Raw genomic sequence first — 16,151 nt, forward strand, 5'->3', positions numbered from 1 at the left:
CCTCCGAGAGTTTTACTCTCCGGTAAACCCGGGGCAGTTCAATGGTCTGGCAGGGCTGCCGTCCGATTATCTCGGCAAAGATGTGCCGAAGCTGGGACCAGCGCTGCCGGGCGATCTGGGGCATACTATCCTGAAAGCACAGGAGCAGGGAAAGGTCGCATCCGGCGGCGGTGATCGCCGCGCCGCGCAGGAGGTGGAGGCTGCGATTGCCAGCAAATTGTTCGTGCAGACGGGGGACCGGAACCGGGACAACGAGCAGGCAACGCTACCTGCGTCGGGTGCGTCTGCCTCCCAGGCAAATCCGTCCCCTGCGACCGACGCACAATCTGGCAACCGTGCCTTTCTGGCGGGGCAGCCGGACCGGCTGACGACCAGCCCGGATCGCATCATGCCCCCGGCCTCACCTTATATCCTTCAGGCGGGCACTGTCATCGCAGGCGCATTGAACACGAAAATCAGCTCTGACCTGCCGGGCCAGATTACCGGGCATGTGACCCAGAACGTCTATGACAGCCCTACCGGACGCTATCTTCTGATCCCGCAGGGGAGCCTGCTGTTTGGAGCCTATAACAGCGGCATCTCTTTCGGGCAGCAGCGCACCCAGATCATCTGGACCCGGCTGATCTTCCCGAATGGTGACAGCCTGGTGCTGGAGAAGCTGCCGGGGGGCGACGCCATCGGCCAGTCTGGCCTGTCCGATGAGGTCGACAATCACTGGGGGCAACTCTTCAAGGCCGCCATCGTGACCACGCTTCTCAGCGTTGGTTCCGAGGCCGGAACCAGCCAGAGCGAGAACAATCTGGCCCAGGCTATCCGCTCCGGCGCCAGCAACGGCTTCTCGATGGTTGGCAACCGGCTGATCGATCGCAGCCTCAACGTGCAGCCCACGCTCACCGATCGGCCGGGGCTGCCGTTCACCCTCGTCCTCAACCGCGACCTTGTCCTGAAACCCTGGCATGCAAAGGAGCCTGCCCCGTGAATAATCTAAAAATCAGTGCTCTACTGGATGAAAAACCGGTTCGGCTTGTAATTGATTTGCCTGCACCAGTGCATCGGGATCTTCTGGTTTATGCGGAAGCCATGAACGCCTTGCACCAACAGAGTGTCACGCCACAGAAACTGGTAGCGCCAATGATTGAGAAATTTATGCTTTCCGACAGAGCTTTTCTCAGGTGGCGTCAGAAGCGTTCAGGTGCCTCGTCGTCCTAACCAGTGTAAGAAATGCCCGTAGCGCTGGATTGTAGTTCTGGCGTGACCACAGGGCATGAAATGTCAGGAGGATGGGATTACCTGCAAGAGGGAGCAGGCGCACGCCTGGAACCGACAGACTTGTTGTGGCGGCCGAGGTCAGGGCGACCGCCCGACGGCGCACGACATCAGCCAGCAGGGTGTCTCGCCCGACAATCATATGTTCGATCCGGGGTGGTCCGCCATGTTGTTCGAGATAGGGAAGGGCCAGCGCCATCAGCCACGATCCCATGCCTTCTCGGCGAACGAGAAAGGTATGATCCGCAAGATCGTTCCATGTTACGGCGTCTTGCATGGCTAGCGAGTCATGCTCGGAAAGTGCTGCCATCATGATTTCCGTCCATAATGGTATGACGCACAGGATATCATGGGCCAGCGTCCGACGTGGCGGAACATCGGGAGTAAAGGCAATATCGATCTCGCGTCGTCGCAGGCCGGAGATCAGCAGATCAGGAGCAAATTCGCCTGAGATCAGCCGCGTGTGGGGCGAATATTTTACAAAATGCTCGAGGATATCGTGCAGAAAGCCGCCTGCGCTGGAGGACTGGACACCGACCATAAGTCGGCTTTCTGCTGAGGTGGGGAGCAGGCTGGTCGGGCGTAGGGCCTGATTAATCAGACTGACGGCTTCATTGATGACGGAGAGAAACTGTTGTCCCTCGAAGGTGACATGCACGCCGTTACGGCGTTCGAACAGGCGGAAACCGATAATGGCCTCTAGAGTAGCGATCCGATTACTGATAGAAGATTGCGAAATCTTCAATGTTTCACCGGCTTTTCGAAAATTGCGATGTTCCGCCACAGCGAGGGCTTCAACCAGCGAGGTAAGGGATATCCGACCGCTGACAATCAGGCGAAAGAACGTGTTCCGGTCGGTCTGCGCATCATTCTGCTGTGATCCCACAAGACGTGCCTCCGAACAGATTTCTCCAGTTTTTGCGAAAAATTCTTGGGGAGCGGAATGCGCCTCATGCCTGTTGCCGTGTAGCCTTACGGATATTCCACAGGACCGTCCCATGAGTTTGACATGGCTCGCCCCATCGAAATTGCAGTGAGGCTGCCCCTCGACTTTGGCATGGAGACGAGGGGTAAAATGCTGAATCTAATAAGGAAAAGCTACTGTAGTTCAGGGCGGTGAAAGTTCACCAACTGTAGGAAATATTCCCGTATACGCGTCTACCCTGGCCATAATAACACGTTCCTCCATATGAACTGGTTCCGCAGGTGGTAACATAGCGCGTGTTCGCCAAGTTTGACATTGCGAGCTGGATACGTAGTCCTTTTAATGAAGGAGATACGTTTTCAAAGTCGAAGTGTACGCCGGCGTCAAAGAGAATATATGGAGGAACTTTATACGACTGTGCATTGCCGGCGTAAGTCCAACCGAGATATCTAGCGCCAAAGTTGACTCCTAGTCCCCGAAATATTTTCCGTGGCAGAGTATAGTCGGCAAATGCACTTACCATATTACGCGGTAGTCCACCAACATATTTCCCTTTTTCCGCAACCTCTCCTACGTAACCGCCTGCCATATTATAGCTATTAACCATAGTATCGCTTTTGGTCACTCGGCTTTCATTATAACTATATGATGCAGTAAGACGAAGATCTTTTGTAATGTTGGCATGGGCAGATAATTCCACACCTTTTGATGTTACAGTTCCTGCGTCAATAGTATCACCTGGCGAATTTGGATCCGTAATTTGATAGTGATTTTCTTTAATGTGATAAACGGCGGCTGTCAGAAGAACATCCGTATGAGGCACTAAATATTTTAGACCTGCCTCAAACTGCTTGCCTGTAAGTGGTTTAGCGGCAATTCCATTTGCATCGAAGTAGCCAACTTGAGGAACGAAAGATGTTGCGTAACTAAAATATGGAGTCAGACCAAAATCAAAATTATATGTGAATCCCGCGCGCCACGTAAATTTTGACGCAGATGGACTATGTGATCCTGCAAAATGTACTGGTGTCGTCTTTCCGTTGATGTAACTACCAGAATACGTATTTCCGGTATAATTGTACCAGTCCTGCCGCCCACCGACAAGTATTGATAGATGGCCAAATTTCATCTGATCCTGAAAATAAACCCCTTTTTGAAACTGTTCCTGACTCACATTAGATACTGTTTTAATACCAGAACCACTAAAACTATAATTTGGGAAAGATACGTTATAAACTGGATCCCATATATTGATCGATGGCATATTTATATCATAGGAAAGATCCTGAGTAGTTTCGACCCTGCGGAAGTCGACACCCGCGACCAACGTGTGTTTTAGGGGGCCGGTTTCGACATGCCCGACCACTCTGCTGTCGAGAGCAATGGTTTTAGAAGCTTGGTATCCCCCCCAAGCGGATCGAGTGAGTGTTTCCCCATCTGACTGCAGGCCTCCCCGGATGTATAATGTGCTAAAGTCTCTTTTGCTGTCCTCATAGCGGAACGTTTGATTGAATTCCCAGTTTTTATTGAATTTATGTGAGAACTGATACTCAAAGTCAGCTTCAGTTTCGCTGTTTCCTTTAGCAGATGGATCTCCCAAAAACCTGCTTCGGGGAATGTAACCGTTTTTACCAGGAACCAACGTACCAATTCCAGGATAGCCGATATTAAGCCCAGCATCAGGTGTGTACATATATTCACCAAGAACGGTAAGGCTGGTTTTTTCGTCAATATCCCATTTCAAAGAGGGAAGCACACCTACCCTTTTATAATGCAGATACTGAGTTTGCTCCCCCTGTGTAACACCTATTCCGGCTATTCTGTATTTAAGGTTCCCTGATTTGGTTACTTTATCGGCCACGTCAAATGTGGCTTCATAACGACCCCAGTTACCAAATCCAACGGTCACATTGCGAATAGGTGTATCGGTTGGCTGTTTCAGACGTGTCGCGATTAATCCGCCTGGACCCGCTTGGCCGTAAAGCACCGATGCTGGCCCATTGAGCGCTTCAACACGTTCGACAAACGCTGTCTCTCCTGCAGAATTAGATCGAGAGGCTATTCCGTCCACATATTGAGTCGCTTGGAAACCTCGCATCATTATTGCAGAAGTCGTGCCGGCTCCTGTCGTGCCGTCAGCGGAGCCATTATCAGCGGTACCTGCGGACCCAGCAAAAACGCCAGGCATGTAACGGAGAGTCTCCAATACATTTTGCGCTTGCTGATCGAGAATCTGCTGTTTTGTAATGACGTAAACTGAATTGGGTATTTCGGTAATAAGCGCGTCGGTTTTTGTTCCAGCGTCCGTATATTTGGCCACATAACCTACGCCAGGACCGATCGCTGCTTCATGGGTGTTAAGAGTGCCGCCGACACGGATCGGGCCAAGCATGATGTTGGCGGCAGATTTCTGAATAACAACCGTGTTGCTATCCGCGTAACGATAGGAAAGGCTTGAACTCGATAGGAGCTTCTGAAGTGCTTCCTGCGGGTTCATCGAACCTGACACGCCAGCAGATGTTTTTCCTGCCAGTAGGGCAGGGTCATATGTCACCTGGACACCAGTCTGCTTGCCGTAAGCTGCCAATGCCTGCCCGAGAGGCAGGGAAGGAATATTATAGGCACGGGCAGAGTTCTGCGCTGTCTGGCTGACGCTGGAAGATGCGGCACAGGCAGGTTCGGCATCCATGCTCGCTAGCGCGAAAAGGAGTGCTGAGGGAACTGCCAGCATGACAGGCCGGTTGAGCCATACATGGCGCAGGCCAGACTTTTTTGTGCGACCGGCAAGGCGCGGTGCAATTTCAGGTTCCATATGTGTCGTCCCATCAAAAGTGAGAATGCATCGCATTTGAAATAGGGACGGGTTCGTATGGGCTTTTTATAGGGCAGCGTCTCAAATTATTTTCACAGATGCCAAACCTCAGAAGGTTGAGACGCTTTCGGGGCTGAGAATTTACTGTTCGTGGGATGTCGGGGCGTCAGTCGCAATGAGCATATGACCAGCGACCTCCCGAACCTGCCCGCCGGACGGAACAACTGCGGCTCTGAGGGCGGCAGGGATGTTGTGCAGGTCGTAGATGCCACCGACCTGACGCGATCGAAGCTTGGCGCTCCAGTTAACGATAAAGCCAGGATAGTAGCGTTTAAGGGTATCGGTAACGTGCCCTACCGTATCGCTGTCAACGACGAGGGTGCCGGTTTGCCAGGATCCAATGGTGTCTGGAGAGACGGTTTTCCGGGTCACATGGCCGTCAGATCGATCGACGTTGATTTCATCTCCTGCGTTCAGAACGACTTCCTGCGTCTGTGTCGGGCTGGAAACGCCGACACGACCGTCCTGAACACCAACCCGTATCTCTGTTGGGTCGAGGCGGATATCAAAACGTGTACCGATATCGCGGGCCTGTATAGCTCCGGCGGTCACCTGAAAGGGACGTGTTGCATCATGTTTGACCTGAAAAAAAGCCTCACCCGCCAGTAGGGTAACGTCGCGCTTGCCGGGGCTATAATGGATCGCAATGGCCGAGCGTGCGCCCAGAGTGACGACGCTGCCGTCTGCAAGTGTTACGGTCTGATCCTTGCCTGTTGAGGTCTGGTAGTCGGCCTGCAACGCAATGCGAATGTCAGGCAGAAAGAACAGGCCTAGTCCGCATAACACCGTGGCCAGTGAAAAGGCTACCGCATGCCGTCCTGCCAAGGCGCTTAGGGATGACGAAGGTCTGAGTGGAACGAACCTCTCTGTGCTCTTCGGTTTATCCGGAAGGGACAGGAGAGCCGGTTCAACGGCCCCTGTAAGCCTCCAGACGCGCAAAGCTCTTGACCAGGCATCTGCGTGGCAGGGCGACTGGGCATACCAGGCGGAGAACTCTTTTCGAAGATCACGATCGTCCGGCTCCTCGGTCAGACGAATGACCCAGAGATTGGCTTCGGCGGTGAGCGGGTCGTCTGAAGCGGGAGAGTTATCTGTCATACGGACCACATGGCGCTCCACGCTCAACGGACGGGCGGCATAAGAAAAACCATCTTATGAGAGAGACGGAGCGTGAGTGCATTTTTAAAGCGTGTCAGTTCAGTTTCTGGATGCAGCGTTATCAAGAGCCGCCTGACAGGCTGCCATTGCGTCCGTAATCAGTTGTGCCGTTCGACCAATAGAAAGGTCGAGAACAACCGCAATTTCACGTAATTTGTAATCACCGAAACGCTTCATTTCGAACGCGAGGCGCGTACGATCGGGAAGCGAAGCTAATACCTCTTCGATAATGGCCAGTTCCTCGCGGCTACCGACGTAAGTTTCAGGGGATCGGGGATCGCTGAGCAGGTTCTGCACGGCGATGTCGGCCACATCGATTTCATTCCGAATGCGCCCGAACCGAAGAAAGTCAATTGCAAGTCGCCGGACAACCTGAAGCAGATAGGACACCGGCCGCTGGATCTCGGTGCCTTTCTTCTGGACCAGGGTGGCCTTGATGAAAGCATCCTGGACAATATCTTCAGCACGGGAACGGCACCCGATGATACCCGCTGCTACATCCACGAGGTGCAGGCGATGGCTGAGATAGACGTTCAGAATTTGCTCTGAGTCCTTCACCGCGCTGTGGTTCCTGTCATGGATGAGGGTTGAGTGCCGTGTCTGCCAGCCTGATCTGGTTGGATGTATTGCGACAGGTTCTTAACTGCAAGAGCTATTATGCTGTGTCTGGCCTGCGTGTCACAGTGCGGAACTTTTCTCGCCTCGAACGGGCGCGTTTGATAAAAAAATGTGGTTGATGGCTATAAAAATGGGTCTTTCATACGTCACTGAAGTAGGGCCTCTGTCGGCTCCAATCATCCATCTTTGTTGCCCCACGAATCGTGCCTTTAATAGGCAGAGGGTTGTCAGTTCGATGATGTTGAATGAAGCCGTGTGAGTTTTGGTGACGAGTACCTTGTGTCGCTCGATCCCACGTCAGGTCATGAGTAGCAGGGAACGCGGCCTGTACTGGTTGTGTCTCCTGCCGCGTTCAATCGGCTGACAAAGAACCCGATTGTGTTGCCGATCACCAGTGGAGGCAATTTTGCGCGGACCGCTGGGTTTGCCGTGTCGCTTTTGGGGGCAGGGACCAAAACAACCGGAGTGGTTCGCTGTGATCAGCCTCGTGCCCTTGATATTGGGTCGCGTAATGGTCGGAGGCTGGAGAGTCTTCCAACGCACATCATTGATGAGGTGCTGGGCAAGCTTTCCGCAATTTTGGAATGACGAAGGAGAATTCTGTCTAATCATCTGATTATTCAATGCTAAATTTGTGCGCATAATTTATGTGGAAATCGGTGTTTGCGTGTCCCCGCAACCAGATATAAGCGTCTGAAAAGACAGAAGAAAAGCCACCCAGAAGGGTGGCTTTTTTTGTGCCCAAAATCCCACGCAGGATGCACATAGGATGCAAATGGGATGGAAAGCGCAGCGTAGGTTGGGCTGATTTCACGTGTGCGTGAGTATTTTCACAGACCTTCCTGGTGGCGATGACGTCGCGGCTACTGGCGTTCGAAGCGACCGACATGATTCTTCTGGCAGGCCGTCCAGTAGGAACCAAAAAAATCAGATCGCATATCAAGGAAAACTGCGGGTGACAGCGATCAGAAAAGTGCGGCCCGCTATTTTGTTCGTGCAAGACACAACATCTGGTGTCACGATGTCGCCTAAGACACAATATGAGCGACTGTGGTGCTGGAGATGGGCCATACTCCCCGCAGAATGGAGCCGGTGCATGGACGGAGATTTTTCGCTGTTTACGGGCGGGCAGGGCGGCCGCGAAGCTGTTCGCAACCCGTTTGAAGAAGCATTCGGAACCCGTTCGGTCCCCGCACGCCCACTGGATCGCGGTATGGGAGAGGCGGTCGGTCGCCGGACCGTGTTCCGGCCTTCCGACCGCGAAGATTTTGGGCTCGTGGCCGACCGTGTGGCCGAAGGCAATGCCGGGCTGCGGACTACGGTCGGTGATGCGGAGATCATGCAGCTTCGTAACGCCATCGCCACAGGGGCGCTGCTCACATCGGGCCGCCATCTGCAGCATGGCGACAGCATGCAGCCGGATCGCAACATGGAAATGTTCACCAACTGCGCGACGGCCATCTGCTCTTTTGCGAAATTCTATCTGTTGCTCAATGGCTCCGGCGTCGGGCGGGCCTATGACGACGAACTCTGCGTGGTGGACTGGGGGCAGGCCCCGGATCTGAAATTCGTCCTGTCGCCTGACCATCCGGACTACCCGCATGATCGCGCCAGCCTGTTGCGGTTCGGCCTTGAGATGCAGATCCTGCCCTGGGGCACGGCGCTGGAAGCCTTCGATGCGGAGATGGAGGCACAGGTCCGTGCCTTTCTGGAAAGAACTGTGCTGGCCCGTGCTCCCGCAGGCGATGATCTCATCCATATGATTGAGGACAGCCGTGAAGGCTGGGGCAAGGCGGTCGAGACCATTGAGGCGATGGCCTTCCGTGGCGAACGTGACCGCTCGCTGGTGCTGGATTTCAGCGCCATTCGCTGTGCGGGCAGCCCGATCGCGGGCATGCAGGGACGGCCAGCTTCGGGACCGGTCTCGTTGCTGCGCGGGCTGCTCAATGTGCGTGAGCATGTGATCGAGGCCGCCCGTGCAGGCGACATGCCACTATGGGAACAGGCGCTGCGGGTGGATCATTATCTGTCCGTCGAGGTGCAGGTGGGGGGCGCCCGTCGGGCCGCACGCATGGCGACCAAATCATGGCGGGATGCGGATGTGCTGCGCTTCATCCGCGCCAAGGAAGAAGGCGGGCTATGGACCGCTAACCATTCCGTCATGGTGGACGCCGAATTCTGGGATTACGTGAACGATCCGGCAAAGACCGGCTCGTTGGCCGGCCATGCCCGCACGGTGTTTGCCGAGGCCACGCGGTGCGCATGGATCAATGGCGAGCCTGGCTTTATCAACGGTGACCGGCTGGAAGATAACCGCACCGGCAGCGCACGGCTCAAACAGGTGCATGCGGATGGGCGGGATTTCCGCTCGCATCGTTATCAGGCCACCGAGGGGGCGGCCCTGCTGGCGGATCTGGCGCAGCGGGCCACCTCCGCGCATTTCCCGGTCACGACCAATCCGTGTGGTGAGATCACACTGCACGTCACGGGTGGTTATTGTGTGATTGGTGATTTCGCTCCGCTGCTGGCCTGCCCCGTGGCGCTGGAGGATGTGACGCCCGGTCAGGTGCCGCCTGCGACGGTGGCAGTATGGGATGCCCGCGTGCGGGATTCCGTGCGGCTGGGTGTGCGGTTCCTGCTGCGTGCCAACCGCATGGACGCGTTGTATGGTGAGGAAGTGCGGCGAACCAACCGTATCGGCATCGGCCCGACGGGCCTTCATGAATGGGCATGGGTGCGCTTTGGCCTCGACTTCCGTGATCTGCTGGATGAGGAACGCGCTGCTCCTTTCTGGAACGCTGTGAGGGAACTCTCCACTATCGCCAAAAGCGAGGCGGATGCCTATGCGCACGAGACCGGCACCGCCCGACCGGTTACGGTCACAACCGTCAAGCCCGCGGGCACCACGTCCAAGCTGTTCGGTCTGACCGAAGGAGCGCATCTGCCCGCACGGCGGCAGTATCTTCGCTGGGTGCAGTTCAAGGGCGTGCGGCGCGAGGACGGCACATGGGAGGCGGGAACCGACCCGTTGCTGCCCACCTATGAGCGCAAGGGCTATCCCGTGCGTTCGCTGCGCAGTTTTCCCGGCATGAGCATTGTGGGCTTTCCGACCGTGCCGCTTATCCAGCGTCTCGGCATGGGCGAGCGTGTGGTGACAGCACCCGAAGCCTCTCCGGAGGAGCAGTATCGCTGGCTGGAATTGCTGGAGAAATACTGGATCGGGGCGGAGCAGGGCAATCAGGTGTCCTACACGCTCAAGGTCTATACCGACCGGCATAGTCTGGACAGTTTCCGCGCCATGGTGGCTGCCAACCAGCCGCATGTGCGCTGCTGCGCCGTGCTGCCGAGCCGCCCGGATTCCGGTCTTGGTTATGAATACCTGCCGGAAGAGGAAGTGTCGGCAGGCAAATTCGCTGCCATCACCGCCATGATGCAGGATGACGAGGTGCGCGAAGTGGTGGACTGGGCGCATCTTCAATGTGCCAGTGGCGTCTGTCCGATCTGAGGAGGATACTGAGAAACCCGTTGACAGACTCTGCCTCCGAAGGCTTTGATCTACACAGCTAGTGCGGTCTTCGCTGATCGTGCTTTCGTATGCGTTAACGTGAAACAACGCACAGAAACTGACAGCAGAATGCTGGCAGCCTGTGCGTCTGTGTATCCACAGTCACCGGCCTGTCGGCACGACAAGGGTACACAGTCATGAAACTCTTCCAGTCCTTTTTAAATCGGGGTGATGGCCCCGAGATCCGACGCGTAAGGCATGAACTCGTCAGACGCAGTCTTGAGGTCCGCGCCGTTGAGCGCCTGACTCCGCACATGATCCGCATCACGCTGGGCGGACCCGAACTGGCCGGTTTCACCATTCCAGCGCCGGATGACCACATCAAGATCTTCATTCCAGGTCTGGATGGTTCACCAACCCGCCGTGATTACACGCCGCGCCGTTACGACCCGCAGAACGGTACGCTGCTTCTGGATTTCGTCAATCATCATGGTGGACCAGCGGCTGCGTGGGCGAGGGCCGCCAGACCGGGAGATCGGCTGGAAATCGGCGGTCCACGTGGATCGCAGATCATTGCCGGACCGATTGACCAGTGGCTTCTGATTGGCGATGAAACGGCGTTACCCGCGATCGGGCGTCGCGTGGAGGAACTGCCAGCCGACACGCCTGTCACAACGCTCGTGGCTGTGCCGGGATCAGAAGATGAGCAGGTCTTCGCCACGGTCGCGCGCCATGCAGCCCGCTGGGTTCATCGCTCCATGGATCAGGCGGATGAAGCCACGGGCATTCTTGCTGTTCTGAAAAATCTGGAGATCCCTGACCGTACTTTCGTCTGGGTCGGTGCTGAGGCCCGCGTGGCGAAGGCCGTGCGTCAGTATCTTCTGGATGAGCGTAAGGTTCCGGCCCAATGGGTCAAGGCATCCGGCTACTGGGTGAAGGGACAGGCCGATGCTTCCGTCAGGGATGTCGGAGATGTGCGCTGAACGAGATGAAGATGACTGGTTATTTATGCTTTTCAGTAATGAGGTGATTCGAGTGACCTAATTTAGCGATGTCCGGTTCACAGATTATGGAGGCATTTCAGGAAAGCTCAATGAACTTCTGTAATGCTGGCGAGACCTGCTCTCTGTTCCACAATAGAAACAGGGTTGATTCTGCGTCAGGTTCACTCAGGGGGAGGGCGCTCAGACCGGCAGGCAGAAGTGCTGTCACACTCTCGGCAACGATTGACAGGCCAAAACCTGCGTGAACCATTCCGAAAATGCTGCCGATATTGGTAACTTTCCATGATGGCTCAAGGGAGAGGCCGTTTTTTTCGGCTATTTGTTGCACAATACGTGCGATGCCGACTTCGTCCGGATCCTGAAAACCAATCAGGGGAGTGGCATGGATTGCCCGTATGGAAAGGTCGGTTCGGGATGCAAGGGGATGGTTTTCCGGAAGTAGAACAAATAGCTTTTCCGTTATGTATCGTCGTGTGCTGCAGATGGAAGGAACAGTTTCAAGATCTCGTACCAAAGCAACATCGATGTCCTTTTTTGTGACAGCAGTGACAAGATCCGAGATGGATTTTTCAGCCAACGTGATCTGCACTTCAGGGAAGTGCTGTTTCATTCTCTGTAGATGGTTGGGGAAAATCCGCCCCGCCAAGGCCGATCCGACATGCCCCAGAACAAGCTGGCCCATCTCACCACGGGCAATGCTTCGCACCCCGTCGATCAGGTTGTGATGGCTCTTTAGGAGGTGCTGTGCCGCCTCCCGGCAGGCATGACCAGCACTGGTCAGATCAATGCCCCGCTTGCGACGATGGAACAGCTGGGCACCAAGAGCCTCTTCCAGAGCCTTGATCTGCTGGCTGAGCGCGGGCTGTGCGATGTCGAGCTTTTCAGCCGCACGAGCGACATGGAGGGTTTCGCACACAGTGAGAAAGACAGCCAGCCGGCGTAGAGAAACAGACGTTAGATGTTCATCCATAATATTTAACTTATCAATAATGCCATATAGTGAATATGGAACATATTATGGTGGCCGGATAGCCTTCCTTTTGCGACAGGAAGGACAATGTCATGAACAGGACAGATCACACAGCCAACTCACCGGTCATCGATCTACGCTCCGCTCTGGCTAGGCTTGAGCAGTCTCCAGATGAACTGATTTCAACAGACCATGAGATCGACCCCCGCTCCGAACTGGCGGGTGTTTATAAACGTGTCGGGGCTGGGGGTACCGTCATGCGTCCGACCAGAACCGGTCCGGCGATGATGTTCGAGAATGTGAAAGGCTACCCCGGTGCACGCGTACTGGTTGGCCTTATGGCAAAACGTGAGCGCGTGGCTTTACTGCTTGACAGCAGACCCGAAGAGCTTGGGCGGCGGATGGGCGAGGCGGTCCTTAACGGGATTGCTCCGGTCGTCCTCAAGGGGCAGTCCGCTCCGTGTCAGGAACAGATCTTTCGGGCTGATGACCCGCACTTTGACCTGCGTAATCTTCTCCCGGCCCCAACCAATACGGAAGAGGATGCTGGCCCGTATTTCTGCCTCGGCCTGCTACTGGGTAGCGATCCGGATAACGGCCATACAGACGTGACTATTCATCGTCTGTGCGTGCAGGGGCGCGATGAACTCTCGGTCTTTTTCGCGCCTGGCCGCCATATCGATGCCTTCCGTGCCAAGGCGGAAGAGCGGGGTGAGGCATTGCCCATTACTATCAATATGGGTCTGGATCCTGCCATCCCGATCGGGGCGTGTTTCGAGGCCCCCACCACACCTCTGGGCTTTGATGAACTGACCGTAGCTGGCGGGCTGCGTGGTAGAGCGGTTGAACTCGTAGATGCTGTGACGGTGAAAGAGCGCTCCATCGCCAGGGCCGAAATCGTGATTGAAGGCGAGATCCTGCCGGGACGGCGGATACGGGAGGATGTCAACACCAATACGGGCCATGCGATGCCCGAATTCCCCGGTTATAACGGTCCTGCCAATCCAGCCCTGCCGGTGATCAAGGTCAAGGCCGTGACCATGCGGAAGAACGCTATTTTGCAGACATTGGTCGGGCCGGGTGAAGAGCATGTGAATCTGGCAGGCATTCCAACGGAAGCCAGTATTTTCAACGCTTGTGACAAGGCGCTGCCGGGGTTTGTGAAAAATGTTTATGCGCATAGCGCGGGTGGAGGAAAACTGCTGGCGATCCTTCAGGTCTGCCAGCGTAGTGCGGGCGATGTGGGTAAGGCGCGTCAGGCCGCGCTGATTGCGCTAGCAGTTTATCGCGAACTCAAGAACGTCATCATCGTGGATGATGATGTCGATCTGTTCGACAGTAACGATGTGCTCTGGGCCATGCAGACCCGGTATCAGGGCAATGTGGATACCATGTTTCTGCCCGGGGTGACGGGTCATGTGCTCGATCCCTCGCAGGTGCCGGAGTATGATCCCTCAATCCCTGCAAAAGGCGTGTCGTGTAAGACGATCTTTGACTGCACCTATCCGTGGAAACTGAAAGAGCATTTTGTGCGTGCGCAGTTTCGCGATGTCGATCCGCATCCGTTCGCACCTTCGATCTTTCCCAAAGCGGGCATGTAATCCCGCAGGAATCTGTTTGCCGGTCCGCCATCCCGCGCAGACAGACAGGTTCTGTACTTCTGCCGTCATCAGGAAATATCTTCAGAACGGGAGCGTTCCATGGTCCAAAAACGGATTGTCGTTGGCATTACCGGGGCGTCGGGCTTCCAGTATGGAGTTGATGTCCTGCGTCTGCTGCGGGAAGCGGAGATCGAGACGCATCTCGTCATGTCCCGTGGTGCGCAACTGACGCGTGAGCATGAAACAGGTCTGTCGGCTGAGGACGTGTATGCCCTTGCCACCCATATCCACTCACCAGGTGCGCTGGGCGCGCCCATTTCAAGCGGGTCCTTTCGTACCGAAGGCATGATTATCGCCCCGTGCTCCATGCATACGCTTGGTGCAATTGCATCGGGAGTGACGGATAATCTTGTCACGCGCGCGGCCGATGTCGCGCTCAAGGAAAGACGGCGTCTGGTGCTGATGACGCGTGAGGCGCCCCTTCATCTGGGTCATCTGCGTAACATGCTGGCCGTGACCGAATATGGCGGTATCATTTTCCCGCCGGTTCCCGCCATTTACGCGGCGCCGCGCACAAGTGCCGATATCATCCGCCATAGTGCCGCGCGCGCCCTGTCCCTGCTGGGTGTGGAGGTGCCTGACATGCCCCGCTGGGGCGAAACACTGTCTGCCGTCTCAGCGGAAAAATAGGAAAACAGCCATGCTGATCGGCTCATATACAGATGCCGGCGTAGTGCTGGCAGGCGGAATTCTCGGTGCGGCCCTGAGCGGGCATATTCCACAACGCCTGAAAGATGGTCTGCCTATGATGTTCGGTCTGGCATCCATGGGAATGGGTGTTTCGCTGATTGTCCACGGCCATGCCGTTGCCGTGATGGTCTTATCCCTGCTGCTTGGTGTCATCATAGGGGAAAGTTGCGCTTTGGAGACTCATCTGGGCGCGGTTTCCACATGGGGGAACCGGTTACTGGGACGCTTTGTGCCTATGCCTGCAGATCTGACGCCAGAGGTATTTCTTGAACGCTTCGTTGCCCTTACCGTTCTCTTCTGCGCAAGCGGAACTGGCATATTCGGTGCCATTCATGAAGGTATGACGGGAGATCCCTCCATCCTGCTGGCCAAATCTGTTCTGGACTTCCTGACCGCCGCCATTTTTGCAACAACGCTCGGCTTCGCGGTAGCGGCTATATGCATTCCTCAACTGGCAGTTCTGCTGGCCCTTGCGACAGGTGAGACTTACCTTGCCCCGCTGACAACCCCATTGATGAATGACAATTTTGCAGCCGTAGGGGGTGTGTTGATGCTGGCAACCGGCTTCCGGATATGCGGCATTGTCAAATTCCCGGTTGGTAACATGCTGCCCGCACTGGTGCTGGCCATGCCCATGACCACCATATGGCTAAGGTTTGTCGGACCATGACCATATTTACCCCCCGGATTGATGCCCTGGTAGCAGAATTCCATGTCATGTCTCTGGCGGTTTGTGCCGGGCATCAGCACTGGGCAGCGCCTATATTCTATGTTTTTGACCCACTACGTGCACGCCTGCTGTTTGTGACAGACCCTTCGACCCGCCACGGCATTCTGCTGGGGCAGGCAGGGCGAGGGGTAGCAACAGTCAGTGGTCAGGATGGGTCCATTCCTCTCCTGCGTGGATTGCAAATGGAGGGGCCTGTGCGGAGGCTGTGCATTGAGGACCGGGAACTGGCGGCAAATCTTTATATGGCCCGGTTTTCTATTCCAGCTCATCTTCAGCCTGTCTACTGGGCGTTTACGCCGCTTTACATCAAGGCAACCGATAACAGGAACGGGTTTGGCTACAAGGAAGAATGGAGGGTGGAGTAACGGGTTGCCAAGTGTTCTGAATAGTTGGCTTTATTACAAATCCATACATTCTGTTTGGCGCGCCATCGCGTGAATCCGGTTAATGAACCGCATCGAACGATTGACTGAACGGGGCATCTTACCTGCGATGAAAAGAATACTTTTAAAGCTGACCGTCTTTTTGTGGATTGTGGGGCCAGCAATCAGCCTCATCTCTGTGCTCTCGAACCCGGCGCGGGCCTCGGATATCGCCAGCCTGTCGGAGGTAAAGCCCGTTACCTCCTGTGAGGCGCTAGGCAATGTCGATCTTGCGCCCGCCGTGGGCGCTGCCGTTCACGGCCAGAAAGCGGCTGTGCTGGACACTCCAAAGGGTAAATTCTGCAAGGTCACGGGGCAGATCGCGCCTGC

13 protein-coding genes and 2 pseudogenes are annotated in these 16,151 nt (G+C 55.6%); 10 read left to right on the plus strand and 5 right to left on the minus strand.

Going from position 1 to position 16,151, the window contains the following annotated elements:
• Positions 1 to 979 (plus strand): TrbI/VirB10 family protein (locus tag B7449_RS14390; protein WP_048883746.1); only part of this gene is annotated, 979 nt, incomplete at its 5' end.
• A complete protein-coding gene (locus tag B7449_RS14395; protein WP_082084890.1) occupies positions 976 to 1,209 on the plus strand; it encodes a DUF2274 domain-containing protein in 234 nt (77 codons plus the stop codon). The genes B7449_RS14390 and B7449_RS14395, both read left to right, overlap by 4 nt.
• On the opposite strand, the gene B7449_RS14400 is transcribed toward B7449_RS14395, so the two are convergent.
• From B7449_RS14400 to B7449_RS14415, 4 genes are all read right to left on the minus strand, one after another.
• Positions 1,169 to 2,152, minus strand: a complete 984-nt coding sequence (locus B7449_RS14400) for a LysR family transcriptional regulator (protein ID WP_039733186.1) — start codon at positions 2,150 to 2,152, stop codon at positions 1,169 to 1,171. The two genes, B7449_RS14395 and B7449_RS14400, sit on opposite strands and share 41 nt — an antisense overlap.
• Before the next feature lie 238 nt (positions 2,153 to 2,390).
• Complete coding sequence (locus B7449_RS14405; protein ID WP_235721244.1) at positions 2,391 to 5,003, minus strand: TonB-dependent siderophore receptor; 2,613 nt, start codon at positions 5,001 to 5,003, stop codon at positions 2,391 to 2,393.
• Positions 5,004 to 5,144: 141 nt separating this feature from the next.
• The gene (locus tag B7449_RS14410; RefSeq protein ID WP_082084893.1) at positions 5,145 to 6,161 is read right to left on the minus strand and encodes a FecR family protein; all 1,017 of its coding nucleotides are present in this window, start codon (positions 6,159 to 6,161) and stop codon (positions 5,145 to 5,147) included.
• Between the two features lie 99 nt (positions 6,162 to 6,260).
• Complete coding sequence (locus tag B7449_RS14415) at positions 6,261 to 6,779, minus strand: sigma-70 family RNA polymerase sigma factor (RefSeq protein WP_039733188.1); 519 nt, start codon at positions 6,777 to 6,779, stop codon at positions 6,261 to 6,263.
• A 384-nt stretch (positions 6,780 to 7,163) separates the two neighbouring features.
• Between B7449_RS14415 and B7449_RS14420 the strand changes: the two are divergent.
• The 3 genes and pseudogenes from B7449_RS14420 to B7449_RS14430 form a co-directional block, all read left to right on the plus strand.
• Positions 7,164 to 7,427 (plus strand): annotated as a pseudogene (locus tag B7449_RS14420) (type II toxin-antitoxin system PemK/MazF family toxin); the annotation flags it as partial.
• Between the two features lie 508 nt (positions 7,428 to 7,935).
• On the plus strand, positions 7,936 to 10,344 hold the full coding sequence (locus B7449_RS14425; protein WP_039733189.1) for a recombinase: 2,409 nt from the start codon (positions 7,936 to 7,938) through the stop codon (positions 10,342 to 10,344).
• Positions 10,345 to 10,541: 197 nt separating this feature from the next.
• Entirely contained in the window at positions 10,542 to 11,327 is a 786-nt protein-coding gene (locus B7449_RS14430; protein WP_039733190.1) for a siderophore-interacting protein, read from the plus strand.
• Positions 11,328 to 11,424: 97 nt separating this feature from the next.
• Here the strand turns inward: B7449_RS14430 and B7449_RS14435 are convergent, their stop codons facing one another.
• The gene (locus B7449_RS14435) at positions 11,425 to 12,318 is read right to left on the minus strand and encodes a LysR substrate-binding domain-containing protein (RefSeq protein ID WP_082084895.1); all 894 of its coding nucleotides are present in this window, start codon (positions 12,316 to 12,318) and stop codon (positions 11,425 to 11,427) included.
• 92 nt (positions 12,319 to 12,410) lie between these two features.
• Between B7449_RS14435 and B7449_RS14440 the strand changes: the two genes are divergently transcribed.
• From B7449_RS14440 to B7449_RS14460, 5 genes and pseudogenes are all read left to right on the plus strand, one after another.
• Positions 12,411 to 13,919 carry a UbiD family decarboxylase gene (locus B7449_RS14440; protein WP_039733191.1) on the plus strand — a complete coding sequence of 503 codons (1,509 nt, stop codon included), beginning with the start codon at positions 12,411 to 12,413 and terminating at the stop codon, positions 13,917 to 13,919.
• Between the two features lie 99 nt (positions 13,920 to 14,018).
• Positions 14,019 to 14,609, plus strand: coding sequence for a UbiX family flavin prenyltransferase (locus tag B7449_RS14445; RefSeq protein ID WP_039733193.1), 591 nt, complete (start codon positions 14,019 to 14,021; stop codon positions 14,607 to 14,609).
• A 10-nt stretch (positions 14,610 to 14,619) separates the two neighbouring features.
• Complete coding sequence (locus tag B7449_RS14450) at positions 14,620 to 15,339, plus strand: DUF554 domain-containing protein (protein WP_039733194.1); 720 nt, start codon at positions 14,620 to 14,622, stop codon at positions 15,337 to 15,339.
• The gene (locus B7449_RS14455; protein ID WP_048883750.1) at positions 15,336 to 15,764 is read left to right on the plus strand and encodes a PNPOx family protein; all 429 of its coding nucleotides are present in this window, start codon (positions 15,336 to 15,338) and stop codon (positions 15,762 to 15,764) included. Before B7449_RS14450 ends, B7449_RS14455 begins: the two co-directional genes overlap by 4 nt.
• A gap of 82 nt (positions 15,765 to 15,846) precedes the next feature.
• Positions 15,847 to 16,151, plus strand: a pseudogene (locus B7449_RS14460) (tannase/feruloyl esterase family alpha/beta hydrolase); the annotation flags it as partial.

Source organism: Komagataeibacter intermedius TF2, from assembly GCF_000964425.1.
Classification (GTDB): Bacteria; Pseudomonadota; Alphaproteobacteria; order Acetobacterales; family Acetobacteraceae; genus Komagataeibacter; species Komagataeibacter intermedius.